Consider the following 16,895-nt stretch of genomic DNA (forward strand, 5'->3'; position numbering starts at 1 on the left):
CCGGCGCGTATCGGGGTATGCGGACTTTTCATGGGAAATGTGGCAGTTTCAGGGTGCCTTGCCTCCTGCGGCAAGGCTTTGCCGGCATTGGGATTTCACGCGAGAGGTCCGATCGCAAGCCCTTGATCTTTTGTCTTTTTTTCAGCACCAACCGCCATTTCCCGCACGAAAAGGACGATAGCCCCCTCGGGCATTGCTAGAACTCGCACAAGTACCGGATAATCGCCGCATTATCCCGACGCCTATCACGCGGATGCCCCGGATGTCTGAAGAATTCGAAGTTCATGGCCCTCACGACCATGCGGTGGAACATCACGCGGCTCACGGTGGTGATCAAGGTACGTCGCGCATCGCGGTGCTGACGGCCGTGCTTGCCTGCTTCGGCGCGATATCTGCCTATCAGAGTGGTGCTGACGAGAGCCTCGCGCTGCTGTACAAGAATGACGCTGCGATCCGGAAAACCGAGGCTGCGAACCAATGGGCCTACTATCAGGCGAAGGGCAATAAGCAGAACCTCGCCGAACTCGGTGCAGCGTTGAGCCCGGACACGTCGCCGCAGCGGAAGCGGTTCGAGGCGGACGCCGCGCGATACCGCGCCGACAAGGAACCGATCCGGGCACGTGCCGAGGCGCTCGAAAAGGAAGTCGAAAAGAACAACGCGGCGAGCGAGGAGCGGATGCACCGACACCATCGATGGTCGCAGGCGACGACCGTCATCCAGATCTCGATCGCACTTGCGGCGATCACGATTCTCACGCGGCGGTCATGGATGCAGGGTCTGTCGATCGGCGTGGCCGCGATTGGCATCGTGATGGCGGGGTTGGCATTCTTTGGAGTTTGATTGATGGCGAGGCCGTCGCAGTCCTGTCGTATCGCGCCCGTGTATGCGCGAGGTCACGCGCGCGTCAGGGCTGATCGCGGAGCATTTGCACGCGATAGGGGTCTGGGAAGTATCTGTCGTAGATCGTAGCTAGAGGTCGCGGAGCATGCGCGACCAACGATTTCCGCCGAGGGCTCGGGACTAAAATTCCGCAAAATGCGGACACTGATGTTTCCGGAATATGGCTGCTCGATTTGCCCGTCGAGTCAACCAGACCGTTGGAACTGACCGCGAATCTTACAGAACTCGTCGACCATCACAATCCGGTATTCGTCAAACTCAGCACCTCACATATGGAGGCCGCCGGGGTCTGTGTCTATTCGGCGTGGTCGTCCGGAGCAAGCATTTGCATCAACGAGGTTCATCCGATCATGGAGCGGGTCTGGTTGCCGTCTTCGCCTTTCATCTTGCGACGTCGTTCGGTACCTTCGACAAGAATGTCAAAGGGGAAAGAGGCCGTGTGCAGTCGCGCACGCAATTTGCCGAGGCGCGTTTCAGGGAGAGCTTGCGGCAATATCGTGCCGAAGCGGTGCCGGTGGACGCAATCGCGCGCATCCTGGGCGCAACCTGCGCGCGGCAGCAACGGACATTACCGCTATCCGTCCGCCGGCGGGCTATATGGCGTCCGGCTTTGGGCCGTCAATCCGGCCGCACGTCTCGTGCTCGCTCCGCAGATTGACGGAACGTACGTGCACGCTCCGATTAGTCTGGGGCGGGAGCGCATTGACGACGCCTTTCTCGGGCAGCTTCAAGGTTCGGTGTGGGAGGCGCGTTCGACGACGACGCCTGCACGTCGTTGGTCTTTGATCCCGACCATCAGCTGGCCGTCATTTATTGCCTTTTCGTCGGTGGATTGGCCCATGCCTGATTGGACACGCGGTCGTGCTCGGATTGTCCGCTGCCCGAATGAAATCGTCGATCGAAAAACCTCGATTGTCGGCGCCGGCTCACCTGTGATACAAGGTAGCCGCACGTCCGGCGCGCGCCGACGGCGTTATCTAAACAGCTTTTCCGTGGAACATTAAGAACATGGCAACCGGTACCGTCAAGTGGTTTAACGATACGAAGGGTTTTGGGTTCATCACGCCGGACGACGGCGGCGATGACCTGTTCGCGCACTTCTCCGAGGTTCAGGGAAGCGGCTTCAAGTCCCTTCAAGAGGGTCAGAAGGTCAGTTTTGACGTCAAGCAGGGCCCGAAAGGGAAGCAGGCAGCGAACATCAAGCCGCTGTAAGACTTCCGCGCCGCGACCGCGGCGCGGCGGCGCAGCGATCAGGCCGAAGCGTGATCGCTGCGCGATCGAGCGCGGCGCGTCCAAGGGCGGACGCGCCGCTGCTCTTGCTCATCGCTCGAGGAAGGGCCTCAGCTTGTCCGCGCGACTGGGGTGCATCAGCTTGCGCATCGCCTTGCTCTCGATCTGACGGATCCGCTCACGGGTCACGTCGAACTGCTTGCCGACCTCTTCGAGCGTGTGATCGGAGGTCGTATCGAGCCCGAATCGCATCCGCAGAACCTTGGCCTCGCGCGGCGACAGCCCGTCGAGCGCCTCATCGATCGCGGCGCGCATATTCGCGTGAATCGCGGCCTCGGCCGGCGAACTCGCGGAGACATCCTCGATCATGTCGCCGAGCGTCGCGTCCGCATCGTCGCCCACCGGGGTCTCGAGGGAGACCGGCTGCTTGGCGATCTTGAGGATGCTGCGCACCTTCTCCTCGGACATCTCCATGCGCTTCGCGAGGACGGCCGGATGCGCTTCCTGCCCGGTCTGCTGCAGGATTTCGCGTGAAATCCGGTTCAGCTTGTTGATCGTCTCGATCATGTGGACCGGCACGCGAATGGTCCGCGCCTGATCGGCCAGCGCGCGCGTGACAGCCTGCCGGACCCACCAGGTGGCGTACGTCGAGAACTTCCAGCCGCGCCGGTATTCGAACTTGTCCACCGCCTTCATCAGGCCGATATTGCCTTCCTGGATCAGATCCAGGAACTGCATCCCGCGGTTCACGTACTTCTTCGCGATCGAAATGACGAGGCGAAGGTTCGCCTCGATCATCTGTCGCTTGGCCTGCCGCATTTTCGACTCCGCGGCACTCATCTGGCGGTTGATCTGCTTGAGCTGCTGGAGCGGCAGCGAGACCCGCGACTCGATGTCGATGAGTTTCTGCTGCCCGGCCTGGATGGCCGGCAGGTGCCGCTCGAGCGCGGCGCCAAACTGCTTCGAAGTCGCCGCCGTGCGGCTGGTCCATTCAAGGTCGGTCTCGTGGCCCGGGAACGACTCGACGAACGCGTCACGCGGCATGCCGCAACGGTCGACGGCGATTTCCAGGATGCTGCGCTCGATCGCACGAACCTCGGTCACCTGGTCATGCACGCTGGCGCACAGGCGATCGATCGTTTTGGCGGTGAAGCGGATCGGCGCGAGCTCGTGCTGGATCTCCGAGCGCACTTGCACGGCGGCCGCGGAACGCGCCTTGTCGGTAGCGGGCGCGTCCGGCAACTGTTCGAACAGCGCACGCACGCGCGCGAAAATCGCGAGGCTGTTGCTCGTGAGCTCTTCGAGGCGGGCGGCGTTCGCTTTCTCCGAATCGCCGGCGTCCGCTTCGTCGTCGTCGTCGCTGTCCGGATCATCGTCGGAGGCGTCGGCTTCCACTTCGACTTCATCGGATTCGAGCGTCATTTCGCTTTCATCCGCGTCGTCGCTGATGCCATCGACCAGTTCGTCGATGCGCAGTTCGCCGGCGGCGATGCGGTCCGCGTCGGCAAGAATCGTGGACACGACCGTCGGGCATGCGGCGATCGCCTGAATCATGTCCTGCAGGCCGCCTTCGATGCGCTTTGCGATCTCGATTTCGCCGGCGCGGGTCAGCAGTTCGCTGGCGCCCATTTCACGCATGTACATCCGGACCGGATCGGTCGTGCGGCCGAATTCGGAATCGACGGTCGACAGGGCGGCTTCCGCTTCCTCGTCCGCCTGATCGTCGGATGCAACGGCAGCCGTGGCGTCGTTCAGCAGGAGCGTCTCCGCGTCCGGTGCCTGTTCGTATACGGCCACGCCCATATCGCTGAACGTGCTGACGATCGTTTCCATCGCAGCAGTTTGCGCAAAATTGTCGGGCAGGTGATCGTTGATGTCAGCGTGGGTGAGATAGCCGCGCTCGCGGCCGAGCGCGATCAGCGCACGCATCTGGCGTTGGCGCTCCTCGTCCTGGCGCGCGGTCGACGCGATGTCCACCGGTGTGGCGACGCCCTGGGTCTTTCCCTTCGGGGCGCGGCGGCTGGTCTTCGACGTGACCGGGATCACGCGGGATGCTGAATCGTCGCGAACTGGATTTGCCAATACATTCTCCTCCGCAGGTTGGCCGACGATCGTTGCGGATATGACAGGCTGGTCGAGCCCGTCGAGGTGCGAACGAAATCGTGGGATGGCGCGCGGACAGTCGAGGCCGGTATGCCTCTTCGCGGATTCTGGTGCGCGCTAAATGGGGAACCCTAAATTATACCGGACGATGTTGTGCGACGCAACACATGATGGGCAGGTGGCCGCGACGCGCCCGCTTGGGGTTGAGCGCAGAAGGGTTCTATCGGGATCTGATTGGACCCGGCCACCGAATCTCGGGTCACAGGCCACCTCCTGAAACAAGAGGTGGCTTCAAGCTGCGAACCGGCGAGTCAGGCCGTCCGCCGAGTCGCCAGCCGATTCCAGAGCAATCCGGCGCGATTTCCGCTTCGGCAATAGGCGAGAACGGGCTTCGGCAATGCGTCGACCATCGCGCCGAAGGCATCGACTTCCGCGTCGCCGATGTGATCGGACCTGACGGGGAGGTATCGCGCGTCGAGCCCCAGTTCGCGAGCCGCGGCGGCAATCTCGTCAAAGGCCGGCTGATCGGCGCTTTCCCCGTCGGGCCGGTTGCAGATCACCGAGCGGAAGCCCGCGTCGCGAATGGCTTTCAGGTCATCCGGCATGATCTGGCGCGACGCGGCAAACCCGTTTGCCGCGGTGGACCGGCATTGCTCGATGGCTTGCCGGAAACAGGCGATCGCGAAGTCGATGTCCTGCTCCGTCGTGAAGCGTCCGACGCTGATGCGAACGGTGCGGCCGGCCGCATCCGCGTCCAGGCCGATGGCCGTCAGGACATGGGACGGCGTGCCGGCAGCCGAATTGCACGCGGAGGTGGACGACACGGCGAGCGCGTCGCCCAGCATGAACGGGAAGAAACCGGGCGCGTTCACGGTCAGGCTCAAGGTATGCGGGATGCGTCGCGCCGCGGCCGCGTTCTGCTCGACGTCTCCGATCGCGAGCACCGCATCCCTCAAGCGCGTGCTGAGCGCGGAAATCCGTGCGCTGTCGGTCTCGAGTTCATCGGCCGCCAGCTCGCACGCGGTCCCCATGCCGACGATCTGATGGGTGGCGAGCGTACCCGAGCGCAGGCCCCGCTCGTGTCCGCCGCCGTGCATTTGAGGCGCGATTCTGTCCGCAATGTCCCGACGGACGAACAGCGCACCGATCCCTTTGGGCCCATAGACCTTGTGCGCCGACATCGACATCAGGTCGATTCCGAGCGCGCGGACGTCAATCGGGGTCTTGCCGAGCGCCTGCGCGGCATCGACGTGGAGCAGGGCGCCGGCGGCGTGCACGACTCGCGCGATCTCGCCGATGTTCGTGAGCGTGCCGATCTCGTTGTTCACGAGCATGAGCGACACGAGGCCGGTCTCGGGGCCGATCGCCGCCGCCACGGCGTCGGCCGTGATTTCGCCGTCGCGCGTCGGCGTGAGGTAGGAGACCGACAAGCCGTGCCTTGAAAGGCTGGCCATCGTGTCGAGAATGGCCTTGTGCTCGATGCGGCTCGTGATCAGGTGGCGTTTTTCGCGTGCGGCATCCGCGTAGCCTTTGAGCGCCAGGTTGTTGGATTCGGTGGCGCCCGACGTCCAGACGATTTCGTCCGCATCCGCGCCGATGAGCGCGGCAACCTGCTCGCGCGCCCGTTCCACCTTTGCGCGCGCCAGCCTGCCCGCCCGATGTGAACTCGACGCCGGGTTGCCGAATACGCCGTCGACGCCGAGACAGGCGGCCATCGATTCGATCACGCGCGGATCGGCAGGCGTCGTCGCCGCGTAGTCGAGGTAATGCAATGTGTTGTTCTCGCTCATTTCTTTCAGTTGCTGCGCTGGAATGCAGCAAATGATACGGGGTGCAACCGGGAAAAAGGATCCAAATTCCGTCGGGAATTGCACCTTTAGGGGAATATTTTTCTACCGTTCGGCGCTGCTCCAGGTGCCGTTTGCGGTTGTGCCGGTGACGTCGGCAGGCCCGGCCGTGCACACGATTATTCTTGCCGTGATCGCGACTCACGCATGTCTGTAAATCGCCGGAGTTTTCAGTTGATTTAAACAATTTCGGTGCTTCTCAAATAATCAATCAAATCGTTTCGGCGTCTCCCAAATATTTCTTTCATTTTCCAATCGTTTTTACTTCAGAAGTCTTGTATTTCTGGGTGGGTTATATAAGCTGATCGTAAGCAACGTTGCTTCATGTATTTCTTCTCAACCAACAGGAAGATTTCCCATGACGCGTATGTACATCACTGCCGCACCCACCGGGGCCGTGCCGAAATGGCTCAATCCGCTCGAGCCGACTTTTATTCCGTCCTGTCTCGTTCATCAGCTATTCAATTCCGCGCAAGCCGAGAAAATCGTCGGCCGGTTGAAATCCGACGGCTGGGAAAACGTTCCGGCTGGCGGATGGTTAATCGAATTGGGACATGGTTTTTCTATTTCCGATGATTTTTTAGCACAACTATTCAACCAGCCTGCCGCTCGTCTGGCATTGGAGGAAATGGGATGGACGCATCGGGATGGAGCCTGGCATGCGCCGCCCGCGCGGGCTTCCGGCAGCGCCGCAATCCCGCGTGAATGGCTGGCGGGCCTGTCGTCGGTCGAGCTGGCGAGGCGGATCGTGCTGCAATTGACGACCTATGGGTGGGTGGCCGACGACCGCGGCGATCTCGTCTGGGATCACGCGAAGCTGCACAGCTATTTCCCGCCTGCGCTGATCGATTCGATTCGCGAAGACGCTCCGGCGCTGCTGGCGAAGCTGGAAAAATCCGGCTGGAAAGCGTGCGGCGCCGGTTACTGGCAAGCGGGCAAGGGGCGCTCCCCGGTTCTGCCGATCACGCCGGATGCGATCGTGGACGAAACCGTCCGCTCGATCCGGGAAGGGGCGGCGGTCGTGCATTTGCATACGCGTGAACTCGGCGACCGTGCGCAGCTCGAGATCCCCGGACTGGGCGCCGTCACGGTCGGGACGCAGCGCAACCAGATCGTCGTCGATCATTACGACGCGATCGTACCGGCCGTGAGGCGCGCCGATACGACGGCGATCCTGAACCTGTCGACGAGCGTGCGGGGCGACCGTCAAGGCTCGCGCAGCACGTTGCGGCGCGCCCATCTGAAATCCTACGGCGAGGCGGCGGTGCCCGAAGTCGCGTCGCTGAGCCCGGGCGCCGTGATTTTCCAGGGCGGCGGCGGTTACGACAACGCGCCGGATTTCCTGGCAGAGCAGTTCGCGCATTTTCAGCGCGTCGGCACGCGCCCGGAAGTGGAGGTATTCAATCACACGATCATCGACAACGCGACGACGCTGTACCGGGCGTTCCTCGAAGCGACCGGCCAGCCCGTGCTGTTCATGCTGGTAGCGGCCGTCGATCAATATCGTCGCGATCCGGTCAGCGGGGAAGTGGAGGACGATTCGCTGATCGCGCCTGCCGTCAGGCAGGAAATCACCCGCTGCGTGGCGACCGGCGACGCACAGGACAGACAGCGTGCGATCGATCTCGCGGTCGAACAGCTGAAGCCGGTTGTCGCACGGCTGCGCGACAGCTTTCCGTCATCGCTCGTGTCGTTGCTGCTGCCGGGGCCGTTGCAGGCGCTATTGGCGGATCTCGCGCACGCGTTGCGGCTGGACGGGGTGCGCATCGGCCTGGAGGACGGCCTGAACGTGCCGGACAGCCGTGTTCCCGGGGGCGTTCGCAAGGCGCGCGGCACATGGGAGCAGGTGCGCATGCTGCGCGAGGACCTGCTCGCCAGGGGCGTCGCCGTGCAAACCGCGGCCGAGGTGCGGGACATGCTCGGCCTGCCGGCCGGCAAGTCGCGCCAACCGCAACTGAAGCGCGCATGACGGAGCGAACGTTCGATGACTCTCTATCGATTGGGCGACCGAGTGCCCACCGTCCATGCGAGTGCGTTCGTGGCGGACACGGCGACGATTGTCGGTGACGTCCGGCTGGGCGCGGATTCGAGCGTCTGGTTCGGTGCGATATTGCGTGGCGATACCGAGCCGATCGTCGTCGGGGCCGGGACCAACATCCAGGACGGGGCCGTGCTGCACACCGATGCAGGGTGCCCTTTGACGATCGCCGCGCATGTGACGGTCGGCCATCAGGCCGTGCTGCACGGCTGCACGATCGACGAGGGCTCGCTGATCGGCATCCAGGCCGTGGTGCTCGACGGCGCGGTGATCGGTCGTCAGTGCCTGGTCGGCGCCGGCGCCGTCGTCACGGCGGGCAAGGCGTTTCCCGAGCGCTCGCTGATACTCGGCGCACCCGCCAAGGTCGTGCGAACCCTGACCGACGAGGACGTGGCCAGGCTGCGGACCAATATCGGCTTCTACGCCGAGGTGCGCAGGCCGATGTACAAGGCGGCGTTGCACCGCATGGATCAGGCGTGACCTGATCCGGGAAGCGGTTCCGTCAGGCAGCAAAAGCGCCGGCCGGCTCGTCGTCGGGCCGGCCGGCGCAACCCGCTCAGGCGCGCAAGGTCGCGCCGTGCGTGCCTGCCGCCGTTCTTACTTGACGCACTCGAGCGTGTACCTGAGCGCCGGCGCGATCAGGCCGCGCCACACGTCCCATGTGTGGCCGCCGTCGACGATGCGCAGCTCGGCCGGGTTCTGCGCGCGGCGCAACTGCGTATACAGCACGCTCGATTCGGCCTGGATCGTCAGGTCGTCGTCGCCGGCGGCGATGAACATCGGCACGCGCCAGCTCCGCGCGAAATAGCCGCGCAGCAGCGCCGGGTAATTCAGCTCGTGCCAGACGCGCGAGTCGAACTGCTTGTCGCCGAACACGCCCACATAGCGGGCCGCCGAGTTCAGCGGCGGTTCGTTCGCATAGATGGCCGGGCTCAGCAGCATCGCGCCGCAGAACAGGCCCGGCTCGAGCAGCGTGAAGCGCAGCGCGCCGAAGCCCCCCATCGACACGCCGCCGATCGCGCGGCCCGCACGCTGGTTCGACACCGCGAAGTGCGCCTCGACGTCCGGCAGCAGGTCGTTGAGGAACGCGCTCTGCATCCGCTCCTTGCGGTCGACGTACCAGTCGGTGCCGCCTTGCGGCATCACGATCACGACCGGCGGGATGTCGTGCCGCTCGATCAGTGTGTCCGCGGTGGCCTGCAGCCGGCCCTGCGTGATCCAGTCGTTCGCGTTGCCCGCGTTGCCGTGCAGCAGGTACAGCACCGGGTAGCGCGCGCCTTCCGGGTTGTAGCGGGGCGGCAGGTAGATCGTGTACGACCAGTCGCGCTGCAGCGACGCCGAACGGAACGTGCGCATCACGACACTGCTGTCGTCGTTGATCGTGGCGGCCTGGGCCGCCTGGGCGGAAGGGGTGGCTTCGGCGGAGTCGGCGAAGCCGATGGTCAGCGCGGCGGCAAGCAGAAGGAGAAATCGGCGCATGTCGAGCGGGTTCAGGAGTGTCGCCGCCTATCGTAGCAGCGGCGGATGACGGCCGTTCTCGTGGCAACCCCAAATTAAAAAATTCATTCCAGGGGAATGCCCGAAATCGCATGTGCGTTCCGTATGTAAACAGACCCTAACGCCGCGCGCGGAACGGCAGCCGCGACGTCAGTGGCGCATAGAGCTTGGCGACGAGATAGAGCAGGCCCATCGCGACCACGTCGGCGGTCAGCCCGAGCGGCACGTCGAGGTAGCCGTCGGTCGCATCGTACAGCAGCGAATCGACCGCGAGCGAGATGGCGGTGCCGGCGACGAAGCACAGCAGGCCCTGGCGGCCGATCGTGCCGATCCACGGCATCGCGTGTGCGACCTTCTTCATCCAGCCGAGGTGCACGAGCTTGGCCGCGAGCCACGCGATCGCGAGGAAGTTCACGAGCCGCAGCACGCCGAGGTTCTGCTTGATCGACGGATCGGTCGGGAACGGCTCGATGCGCAGCCGGTAATAGGCGCCTGCGGCAACGATCGCGAGCGCCGCGGCCGTCAGCAGCCAGCCCTGCGGTTTCGGCGCGAGCGTCTGGTAGACCGGCTGGCAGCGCGAGATCACGCCGAGCACGAACAGGAACTGCCACGCGAACGGATTGAAGTCCCACGGCGTGCCTTCGACGGTCGGCAGGTAGCCCGCGGCGTGCGGCGCGGCGAACCACAGCGACGTGCTGAACGCGAGCAGCAGCCACGGCTGGGTGCGCGCGAGCGGCAGCGCGAGCGGGGCGAGCAGCGCGAAGAACGCATACATCGGCAGCACCGACGCCAGGTACGGCTGGCGCCGGAACAGCAGGATGTCGCGCAGCGCGGCGAGCGGCTTCTGGATCAGCCCGTCGAGATCGTTGGTCGGCATGTTCGGGCCGTCGATCGCCAGCGCGCTCAGTGCGGCGGTGATCAGCAGCATCAGGCCGGCCGTGACGAGGAACGCGCGATAGATCTCGAACGCGCGCCGGATGAAGCGCTGGCGCGCGGCGGCCTCGTCGTGGCGCTCGGCGAGCGAGTTGTACGCGATCGCGGTCGCGAAGCCGCCGAGGAACACGAAGACCTCGGCGGCATCGCACAGCGCGTACGCGTGCAGCGTGACGCGCGACAGGATGCTGCCGCCGATGTGGTCGATGACGATGACGAGCAGGACGAGGCCGCGGAAGAAATCGAGTTCGGCGTAGCGGCCGGGCTTGGCGGCGGCGCTCATCGGCCCGGCTCCCGGCGCCCGCCGCGTGCGCGGCAGGCACACGCCGCGCATGAATCGGGGTCAAGCATGTATTCGTGAGGAAATGTGACAAACAGATGCGCATTGTGCCATCGATGCGACGTTTTTCGGGTTTACGCGAATGGCATGTTCGCCGCCCGCGCCCGGCAAGGCTTGCCCGGCAATCGGCGCAATGGGGTCAGTTGGAAGGGCGCAACGCTTGGCGAAGCGGAGCTGCTCCCGGTAGACGATTGGTTTCCGACGTGACACCATTTTGGACATTGCGCGGCGTGCCACCCCGCGCCGCCCGCCGAGCGGGCCATACAAGACTCACGCCGGAGCGCCTCGAGGGTGTGCCCGGCCATCCGGTTCTGGAGATTCGCCATGAAGAAGCACGTCATTTCCGCGGCCGCGCTCGCCGCCTTTGCCGCGTCAACTGCGCCGGCGTTCGCGCAGAACAGCGTGACGCTGTACGGCCTGATCGACGAGGGCTTCAACTATACGAACAATGTGCGAGTGAACGGCGTCGGCAAGACCAACTACCAGCTCGCGAGCGGCTATGCGCAGGGCAGCCGCTGGGGGCTGCGCGGCTCGGAAGACCTGGGCGGCGGGCTGAAGGCGGTCTTCGTGCTGGAAAGCGGCTTCGACGTGAACAACGGCCGGCTCGGCCAGGGCAACCGCATGTTCGGCCGCCAGGCATACGTGGGCCTGTCCGAGTCGCGCTTCGGCACGCTGACGTTCGGCCGCCAGTACGATGCGCTCGTCGACTATCTCGCGCCGCTGACCGCGAACGGCAACTGGGGCGGCACGCTGTTCTCGCATCCGTTCGACAACGACAACACCGACAACTCGTTCCGCGTCAACAACACGGTGAAGTACGCGAGCCCGGACTGGAACGGCCTGCAGGTCGGCGGCACCTACAGTTTCAGCAACAGCACCGGCTTCTCGACCAACCGCCAGTACAGCATCGGCGCACAGTATTCGCTGGCCGGCCTGCAGGTCGCCGCGGCCTATCTGCAGGCGAACAGCCCCGGCAACGGCAATGCGGGCGCGATCGCGGCCGACGACGCGAACTTCGTCGCCGACCGCCTGCGCATCTTCGGCGGCGGCATCAACTACACGTTCGGCCCGGCGACGGTCGGCTTCGTCTACACGAATACCGACGTGAAGAACCCGGTGTCGACCGTCTATCTGCCGACGGCGACGTTCTCGGGCCTCGGCCTGAGCGCGACCAAGTTCCAGAACTTCGAGATCAACGGCAAGTACCAGCTGACGCCCGATTTCTTCCTGGGCGCGCAGTACGTGTACACGGACGGCAAGTTCGACGCCGCGACCGGCTCGATCAAGCCGAAGTACCACACCGTGGGCCTGATGGCCGACTACAGCCTGTCGAAGCGCACCGACGTGTATCTGCAGGGCGCGTGGCAGAAGGTCGCCGGCGACCGGACCGGCACGGCCGCCGACGGCGGCTACGTGGTCGGCACCGACGGCCCGTCGTCGTCGTCGAACCAGTTCGCCGTGCGCGCGGCGATTCGCCACAAGTTCTGACGGGCGTGGCCGGTGCGCGTGCGCAACCGGCCTGACGCGGCCTGAATCCGCTGCGGCGCTGTTCAGCCGGCCTCTGCCGGCCGGCTGAGCGCGTCCGCGAGCCAGTCGACGAAGATCCGCACGCGCGGCGCGAGGTGCCGGCCGTGCGGAAACACCACCGATACCGGCAGCGGCGCCGCGTTCCATTCCGGCAGCACTTCGACGAGCGTGCCGTGCGCGAGCGGCGCGTCGAGGCCGTCGCGCGGCGCCTGGATCAGCCCGAGCCCCGCCACGCAGCAGGCCAGGTACGCCTGCGAGCTGTTGACCGACACGATGCTGCGCATTTTCACCGCATGCATCTCGCCGGTATCCATGTCCGCATATTCCCAGTCCAGCTCGCGGCCCGTGCGGCTCGAGAAATAGCCGACCGCGACGTGCTCCGGCAGGTCGTCGGGCGAGCGGGGCATGCCGTGGCGCGCGAGATAGGCCGGTGACGCGCAGTTGACCTGCGCCAGCTCGCCGATGCGCCGCGCGACGAGCGACGTGTCGGAAAGCGCGCCGACCCGCACCGCGCAATCGATCCCGTCGGCGATCAGGTCGACGAAGCGGTCGGTGGTGCTCATCACGATGCGCAGGTCCGGATACCGCGCGTGAAACGACGGAATCGCCGGAATCACCTTGTCCAGCGCGAAACGCTCGGGCAGGTCGACGCGGATCACGCCGCGCGGCGACGCGCCTGCGTCCTCGAACTGCGTTTCGACGTCGTCGAGATCGGCGAGCAGCCGCGCGCAGCGTTCGTAGTAGGTCGCGCCTTCGGCGGTCAGCGCGACGCGCCGGGTCGTGCGCTGCAGCAGGCGGATCTTCAGATGTTTCTCGAGGTACTGGACGGCATTGCTGACCGTCGGGCGCGGTAGCTGCATTTGTTCGGCCGCTTTGGTGAAGCTGCCGAGATGGGCGACGCGCGCAAAGATGCGCATAGCGTGCAGATGGTCCATGCGGGGCGGGAGATCTGGCGGATGAGGACAGGCTCCATTGTTAATCAGCGTCGAATAGATTGGTGGATTCTTTCGCGTTTATCGCGCGCCGGGATCCCGCCAGAATCCGCTCCATCCACTCAACATTGCGAGGAACGGGACATGAAACTGCGTCAACTGGGCCGCACAGGCCCGCGGGTGTCTGCGATCGGGCTCGGCTGCATGGGCATGTCGGACATGTACGGGCCGGCCGATCGCGCGGAGAGCATCGCGACGCTGCACGCGGCGCTCGACCACGGCGTCACGCTGCTCGACACCGGCGATTTCTACGGGATGGGCGACAACGAGATGCTGATCCGCGACGCGTTGCGCGGCCGCGCGCGCGAGCAGGTCGTGATCAGCGTGAAGTTCGGCGCGCTGCGCGATCCGGCGGGCGCGTTCGTCGGCTACGACGCACGGCCGGAGGCGATCCGGAATTTCGTCGCGTATTCGCTGAAGCGGCTCGGCACCGACTACATCGACATCTACCGGCCGGCGCGCGTCGATCCGGCGGTGCCGATCGAGGAGACGGTCGGCGCGATCGCCGATCTCGTCAAGGCAGGGTACGTGCGGCACATCGGGCTGTCGGAAGCCGGCGCGGACACGGTGCGCCGCGCGGCGGCCGTCGCGCCGATCGCCGACCTGCAGATCGAATATTCGCTGCTGTCGCGGGACATCGAGGCGCAGATCCTGCCCGCCTGCCGCGAACTCGGGATCGGTGTGACCGCGTACGGCGTGCTGTCGCGCGGGCTGCTGAGCGGGCGCTGGTCGGCGGCGCGGGAAGTAGGGCGCGATTTCCGTGCGGCGAGCCCGCGGTTCCAGGGCGAGAACCTGACGCGCAATCTCGTGCTCGTCGACGCGCTGCGGGCGGTCGCGGACGAGAAGGGCAGCAATCCGGCGCAGGTCGCGATCGCGTGGGCGCTCACGCGCGGCGACGACATCGTGCCGCTGATCGGCGCGCGCAAGCGCACGCAGCTGCAGGACGCACTGACGGCGCTTAAGATGCAACTAACGGTCGATGATCTCGCGCGCATCGAAGCGGCGGTGCCCGCCGGGGCGGCTGCCGGCGACCGTTATCCGGCCGCGCAGATGGCGCACCTCGACAGCGAGCAGGGGCGGGGGGCTTCCCGCAAGGGTTGAGGGGCTGCGGCCGAACCGCCGAACCGTCGAACCGCCCGCCGCGCGCGCCCGAGGCAGCCTCAGGCAAAACCAGATGGCGCGCGGCGGGCTGCCGGTTCACCATCGCGCCTTCCCCATCATCACGGAGCGCGCGCATGCAGCCCGAAACGATGACGATCAGAGCGAGCAGGCGTTCCGGCGGTGTTTCTTTGTCGGCACGGTGGCGCTTGGCGGATATATGGCGGCTTCGGTGCTGCGTTGAACCGTGAGCGCATGCGCCGCCCGGCGTCGAACGCCGGCCAAGGTCGGCGCGGCGGCATCGGCTGCGCGCGACCGGTTGCGGCCGGCCCGTGGATTCAGTCGACGATGAACAGCTTGGCGCCCGTCCTGGTGTAGGACTGATGCGGCTCCGCGTTGTCGCCGACCTGGTAGCTCGTGCCGGGCGTCAGGACGAACTTGCGTCCGTCTTCGAGCGTCGTCTCCAGTTCGCCTTCGATGCAGAACAGGACGTGTCCTTTCCGGCACCAGTGATCCGCGAGGTATCCGGGGGTGTATTCGACCATCCGCACGCGGATCTGATCCGGCTCCTTGCCGAAGTATCGTGTGCGCCAGTAAGCCGTTCCGGTTTCTCCGCGATGTTCGGTCTTTTCGACGTTCGCCCAGTCGACCGTGCTGAATGGAAAGGCGTCCATTTTCATCTTGTTGTCGCTCCTTTTCGAATTGCGATGCAGCCCCGGCGGGGCTCGGCCTGGCGCCGCCCGTCAATGTATCACTGCGCCCCGCGCGCCTGTCGCCCGGCAACCCGGATTGCGGCCGCGTCGCGTTTCGGGCAGAGTGGGCACTTGACGAGGCATCCCCCGACGATCCTCGTCATCCGGTTCACGCGCGCCAGCGCGGCCATGCGATCCTCCGCTACCGAACGGAAACCACGCAGACAACCATCCATCATGGATTTTTCGAGCCATTTCGTGCAACGACCTCCGATGCCCGCCACGGCGGCCGGAGTCTGCTCGAGTGCTCGAATTGCGCGCCGCAAAGGCTGAACGCCTGCGCGCAGCACGAGATTCGACGTTCCGGACGCCCGTTGCGGGCGTTTTTTCATTTCAGGCCTGTTTTTTCGCGCGGATGCCGAGTTGATCGCATGCCGGCAGCGCGTGGTGGTCAGCAGGAAGGCGATCGCATCCGGGCGCTTCGAATGGATGGATCGGCGCACGCTGGCGTGCGAAAGCGTGTCCGCGGAGGACCTTGCCGGGCATTGCGCTCGACGGCACTGACCGCGCGCGGCTCGTGTGCGGTTCGCGTTCGGCTGCCGGCGTCCGCTTCGGGCGAATGGTTCGAAGCGGGCGCCGGGATCGCGCGCGGTATTACTTGCACGCGGGCTCGCCCGCCAGAAACCCGACGAACTCCCGCGTGTACTTCGGCAACGCATCGAACGACCGCGCGCACAGCGTGAGCTTCCGATGGCTCCACGCATCGGACAGCTCGACCATCCGCACATCCATCGTCTGCATCGTCCTTGACGCCGCATGCCGTGACACGATCCCGATCCCCACGCCGCTCTCGATCACCCGGCAGATCGCATCGAAGCTCTTCAACTGCACGCGGTAGCGGATCCGCTTGCCGAGCGCCCTGGCTTGATCGGCGAGATGCACCTGCAACGCGCTGCCGTCGGTGAGGCCGATGAAATCCGCATCGACGATCTCGTCGAACGCGACCTTGTCGCGCGCGGCGAGCGGATGGCCGGCCGGCACGACGGCGATCAGCCAGTCCTCGCGAAACGGCTTCTGCTCGAGCCCGCCGAGGCCGACCGAATCGGCGACGATGCCGACGTCCGCCGTCCTGTTGCGGATCGCGTGCACGATGTCCTGGCTCGACCGCTCCTCGACGCTGATCGACAGCTTCGGATGACGCGGCAGATACTCGGCCAGCGCGTCCGGCAGGTACTCGCTGAGCGACGCGGTGTTGCACAGCAGCCGGATATGGCCGCGCAGCCCCCGGCCGTATTGCTGCAGCTCGCCGCGCATGTGGTCGATCTGCTGCAGCACGGTGCGCGCATGATGCTCGAGCGCGCGTCCGGCGTCGGTGACCTGCGTGCCCGACTTGGTCCGGTGCAGCAGCGGCACGCCGAGCTCGTCCTCCATACCGCGGATGCGCTCGCTCGCGGCCTGCAGCGTGATGTGCGTGCGTTCCGCGCCGCCCGTGATGCTGCCCGCCTCGCAGATGTGCAGAAAAAGCCGCAGGTCGGTCAGGTCGAAGCGCATGATGGGGACGGATGTCGTTGGGTTCGCCGATAAGGTAGCAGGATCCGCGGGCGCGGGCTCAGGCATTGCCTGAGGCCTGCTTCGCCGGTTCCGCATTTTCGGGGCGCGAACATTGCCGGATCATGCCCGCACACCAACCCGAGGAG

General features: G+C 65.4%; 16 protein-coding genes. 8 read left to right on the top strand and 8 right to left on the bottom strand.

The features are described 5' to 3' along the window. Window positions 1–262: 262 nt before the first annotated feature. The 3 genes from HWX31_RS17545 (at window position 263) to HWX31_RS17555 (ending at window position 2,113) form a co-directional block, all read left to right on the top strand. The gene (locus HWX31_RS17545) at window positions 263–841 is read left to right on the top strand and encodes a DUF4337 domain-containing protein (RefSeq protein ID WP_174959814.1); all 579 of its coding nucleotides are present in this window, start codon (window positions 263–265) and stop codon (window positions 839–841) included. A gap of 257 nt (window positions 842–1,098) precedes the next feature. Continuing rightward, window positions 1,099–1,905 carry a hypothetical protein gene (locus tag HWX31_RS17550; RefSeq protein ID WP_174959812.1) on the top strand — a complete coding sequence of 269 codons (807 nt, stop codon included), beginning with the start codon at window positions 1,099–1,101 and terminating at the stop codon, window positions 1,903–1,905. Between the two features lie 4 nt (window positions 1,906–1,909). Further along, complete coding sequence (locus HWX31_RS17555) at window positions 1,910–2,113, top strand: cold-shock protein (RefSeq protein WP_059610410.1); 204 nt, start codon at window positions 1,910–1,912, stop codon at window positions 2,111–2,113. Between the two features lie 108 nt (window positions 2,114–2,221). On the opposite strand, the gene rpoD is transcribed toward HWX31_RS17555, so the two are convergent. Together rpoD and HWX31_RS17565 are read right to left on the bottom strand one after the other, a co-directional pair. After that, on the bottom strand, window positions 2,222–4,213 hold the full coding sequence (gene rpoD / locus HWX31_RS17560) for an RNA polymerase sigma factor RpoD (protein ID WP_415493678.1): 1,992 nt from the start codon (window positions 4,211–4,213) through the stop codon (window positions 2,222–2,224). A 332-nt stretch (window positions 4,214–4,545) separates the two neighbouring features. Beyond that, on the bottom strand, window positions 4,546–6,024 hold the full coding sequence (locus HWX31_RS17565) for an aminotransferase class V-fold PLP-dependent enzyme (protein ID WP_174959810.1): 1,479 nt from the start codon (window positions 6,022–6,024) through the stop codon (window positions 4,546–4,548). 415 nt (window positions 6,025–6,439) lie between these two features. On the opposite strand from HWX31_RS17565, the gene HWX31_RS17570 reads away from it, so the two are divergent. Then, window positions 6,440–8,050 carry a 3-keto-5-aminohexanoate cleavage protein gene (locus HWX31_RS17570; RefSeq protein WP_174959808.1) on the top strand — a complete coding sequence of 537 codons (1,611 nt, stop codon included), beginning with the start codon at window positions 6,440–6,442 and terminating at the stop codon, window positions 8,048–8,050. 15 nt (window positions 8,051–8,065) lie between these two features. Next, window positions 8,066–8,599, top strand: coding sequence for a gamma carbonic anhydrase family protein (locus HWX31_RS17575; RefSeq protein WP_060969578.1), 534 nt, complete (start codon window positions 8,066–8,068; stop codon window positions 8,597–8,599). A gap of 117 nt (window positions 8,600–8,716) precedes the next feature. Here the strand turns inward: HWX31_RS17575 and HWX31_RS17580 are convergent, their stop codons facing one another. Both HWX31_RS17580 and HWX31_RS17585 read right to left on the bottom strand, forming a co-directional pair. Beyond that, window positions 8,717–9,598 carry an alpha/beta hydrolase gene (locus HWX31_RS17580; protein ID WP_174959806.1) on the bottom strand — a complete coding sequence of 294 codons (882 nt, stop codon included), beginning with the start codon at window positions 9,596–9,598 and terminating at the stop codon, window positions 8,717–8,719. 136 nt (window positions 9,599–9,734) lie between these two features. Next, window positions 9,735–10,832, bottom strand: coding sequence for an OpgC domain-containing protein (locus HWX31_RS17585; protein ID WP_174959804.1), 1,098 nt, complete (start codon window positions 10,830–10,832; stop codon window positions 9,735–9,737). A gap of 381 nt (window positions 10,833–11,213) precedes the next feature. Here HWX31_RS17585 and HWX31_RS17590 point away from each other — a divergent pair, with 381 nt between their 5' ends. Then, window positions 11,214–12,377, top strand: a complete 1,164-nt coding sequence (locus HWX31_RS17590) for a porin (protein WP_174959802.1) — start codon at window positions 11,214–11,216, stop codon at window positions 12,375–12,377. 62 nt (window positions 12,378–12,439) lie between these two features. Here the strand turns inward: HWX31_RS17590 and HWX31_RS17595 are convergent, their stop codons facing one another. After that, the gene (locus HWX31_RS17595; protein ID WP_174959800.1) at window positions 12,440–13,351 is read right to left on the bottom strand and encodes a LysR family transcriptional regulator; all 912 of its coding nucleotides are present in this window, start codon (window positions 13,349–13,351) and stop codon (window positions 12,440–12,442) included. Between the two features lie 141 nt (window positions 13,352–13,492). On the opposite strand from HWX31_RS17595, the gene HWX31_RS17600 reads away from it, so the two are divergent. Next, window positions 13,493–14,509: an aldo/keto reductase gene (locus tag HWX31_RS17600; RefSeq protein ID WP_174959798.1), complete on the top strand. Its 1,017-nt coding sequence runs from the start codon at window positions 13,493–13,495 to the stop codon at window positions 14,507–14,509. A gap of 73 nt (window positions 14,510–14,582) precedes the next feature. Continuing rightward, entirely contained in the window at window positions 14,583–14,750 is a 168-nt protein-coding gene (locus HWX31_RS34980; RefSeq protein WP_244143766.1) for a hypothetical protein, read from the top strand. A 94-nt stretch (window positions 14,751–14,844) separates the two neighbouring features. Here HWX31_RS34980 and HWX31_RS17610 read toward each other — a convergent pair whose 3' ends face one another. The 3 genes from HWX31_RS17610 to HWX31_RS17620 all read right to left on the bottom strand — a co-directional run bounded on the left by HWX31_RS17610 (window position 14,845) and on the right by HWX31_RS17620 (window position 16,749). Then, window positions 14,845–15,186: a DHCW motif cupin fold protein gene (locus HWX31_RS17610; protein WP_059750455.1), complete on the bottom strand. Its 342-nt coding sequence runs from the start codon at window positions 15,184–15,186 to the stop codon at window positions 14,845–14,847. Between the two features lie 71 nt (window positions 15,187–15,257). Beyond that, a complete protein-coding gene (locus HWX31_RS17615) occupies window positions 15,258–15,701 on the bottom strand; it encodes a hypothetical protein (protein WP_174959796.1) in 444 nt (147 codons plus the stop codon). A 151-nt stretch (window positions 15,702–15,852) separates the two neighbouring features. Next, window positions 15,853–16,749 carry a LysR substrate-binding domain-containing protein gene (locus tag HWX31_RS17620; protein WP_174959794.1) on the bottom strand — a complete coding sequence of 299 codons (897 nt, stop codon included), beginning with the start codon at window positions 16,747–16,749 and terminating at the stop codon, window positions 15,853–15,855. Window positions 16,750–16,895 lie beyond the last annotated feature (146 nt).

Source organism: Burkholderia ubonensis, from assembly GCF_902833085.1.
Lineage (GTDB): Bacteria > Pseudomonadota > Gammaproteobacteria > Burkholderiales > Burkholderiaceae > Burkholderia > Burkholderia ubonensis.

Excerpts from the sequence above, each read along its gene's own strand:
- HWX31_RS17595 (WP_174959800.1), bottom strand. The coding sequence starts at position 13,351 with ATGGACCATCTGCACGCTATGCGCATCTTTGCGCGCGTCGCCCATCTC.
- HWX31_RS17590 (WP_174959802.1), top strand. The coding sequence starts at position 11,214 with ATGAAGAAGCACGTCATTTCCGCGGCCGCGCTCGCCGCCTTTGCCGCG.
- HWX31_RS17580 (WP_174959806.1), bottom strand. The coding sequence starts at position 9,598 with ATGCGCCGATTTCTCCTTCTGCTTGCCGCCGCGCTGACCATCGGCTTC.
- HWX31_RS17620 (WP_174959794.1), bottom strand. The coding sequence starts at position 16,749 with ATGCGCTTCGACCTGACCGACCTGCGGCTTTTTCTGCACATCTGCGAG.
- HWX31_RS17600 (WP_174959798.1), top strand. The coding sequence starts at position 13,493 with ATGAAACTGCGTCAACTGGGCCGCACAGGCCCGCGGGTGTCTGCGATC.
- HWX31_RS17545 (WP_174959814.1), top strand. The coding sequence starts at position 263 with ATGTCTGAAGAATTCGAAGTTCATGGCCCTCACGACCATGCGGTGGAA.
- HWX31_RS17555 (WP_059610410.1), top strand. The coding sequence starts at position 1,910 with ATGGCAACCGGTACCGTCAAGTGGTTTAACGATACGAAGGGTTTTGGG.
- HWX31_RS17565 (WP_174959810.1), bottom strand. The coding sequence starts at position 6,024 with ATGAGCGAGAACAACACATTGCATTACCTCGACTACGCGGCGACGACG.
- HWX31_RS34980 (WP_244143766.1), top strand. The coding sequence starts at position 14,583 with ATGGCGCGCGGCGGGCTGCCGGTTCACCATCGCGCCTTCCCCATCATC.
- HWX31_RS17575 (WP_060969578.1), top strand. The coding sequence starts at position 8,066 with ATGACTCTCTATCGATTGGGCGACCGAGTGCCCACCGTCCATGCGAGT.
- HWX31_RS17610 (WP_059750455.1), bottom strand. The coding sequence starts at position 15,186 with ATGAAAATGGACGCCTTTCCATTCAGCACGGTCGACTGGGCGAACGTC.
- HWX31_RS17585 (WP_174959804.1), bottom strand. The coding sequence starts at position 10,832 with ATGAGCGCCGCCGCCAAGCCCGGCCGCTACGCCGAACTCGATTTCTTC.
- HWX31_RS17570 (WP_174959808.1), top strand. The coding sequence starts at position 6,440 with ATGACGCGTATGTACATCACTGCCGCACCCACCGGGGCCGTGCCGAAA.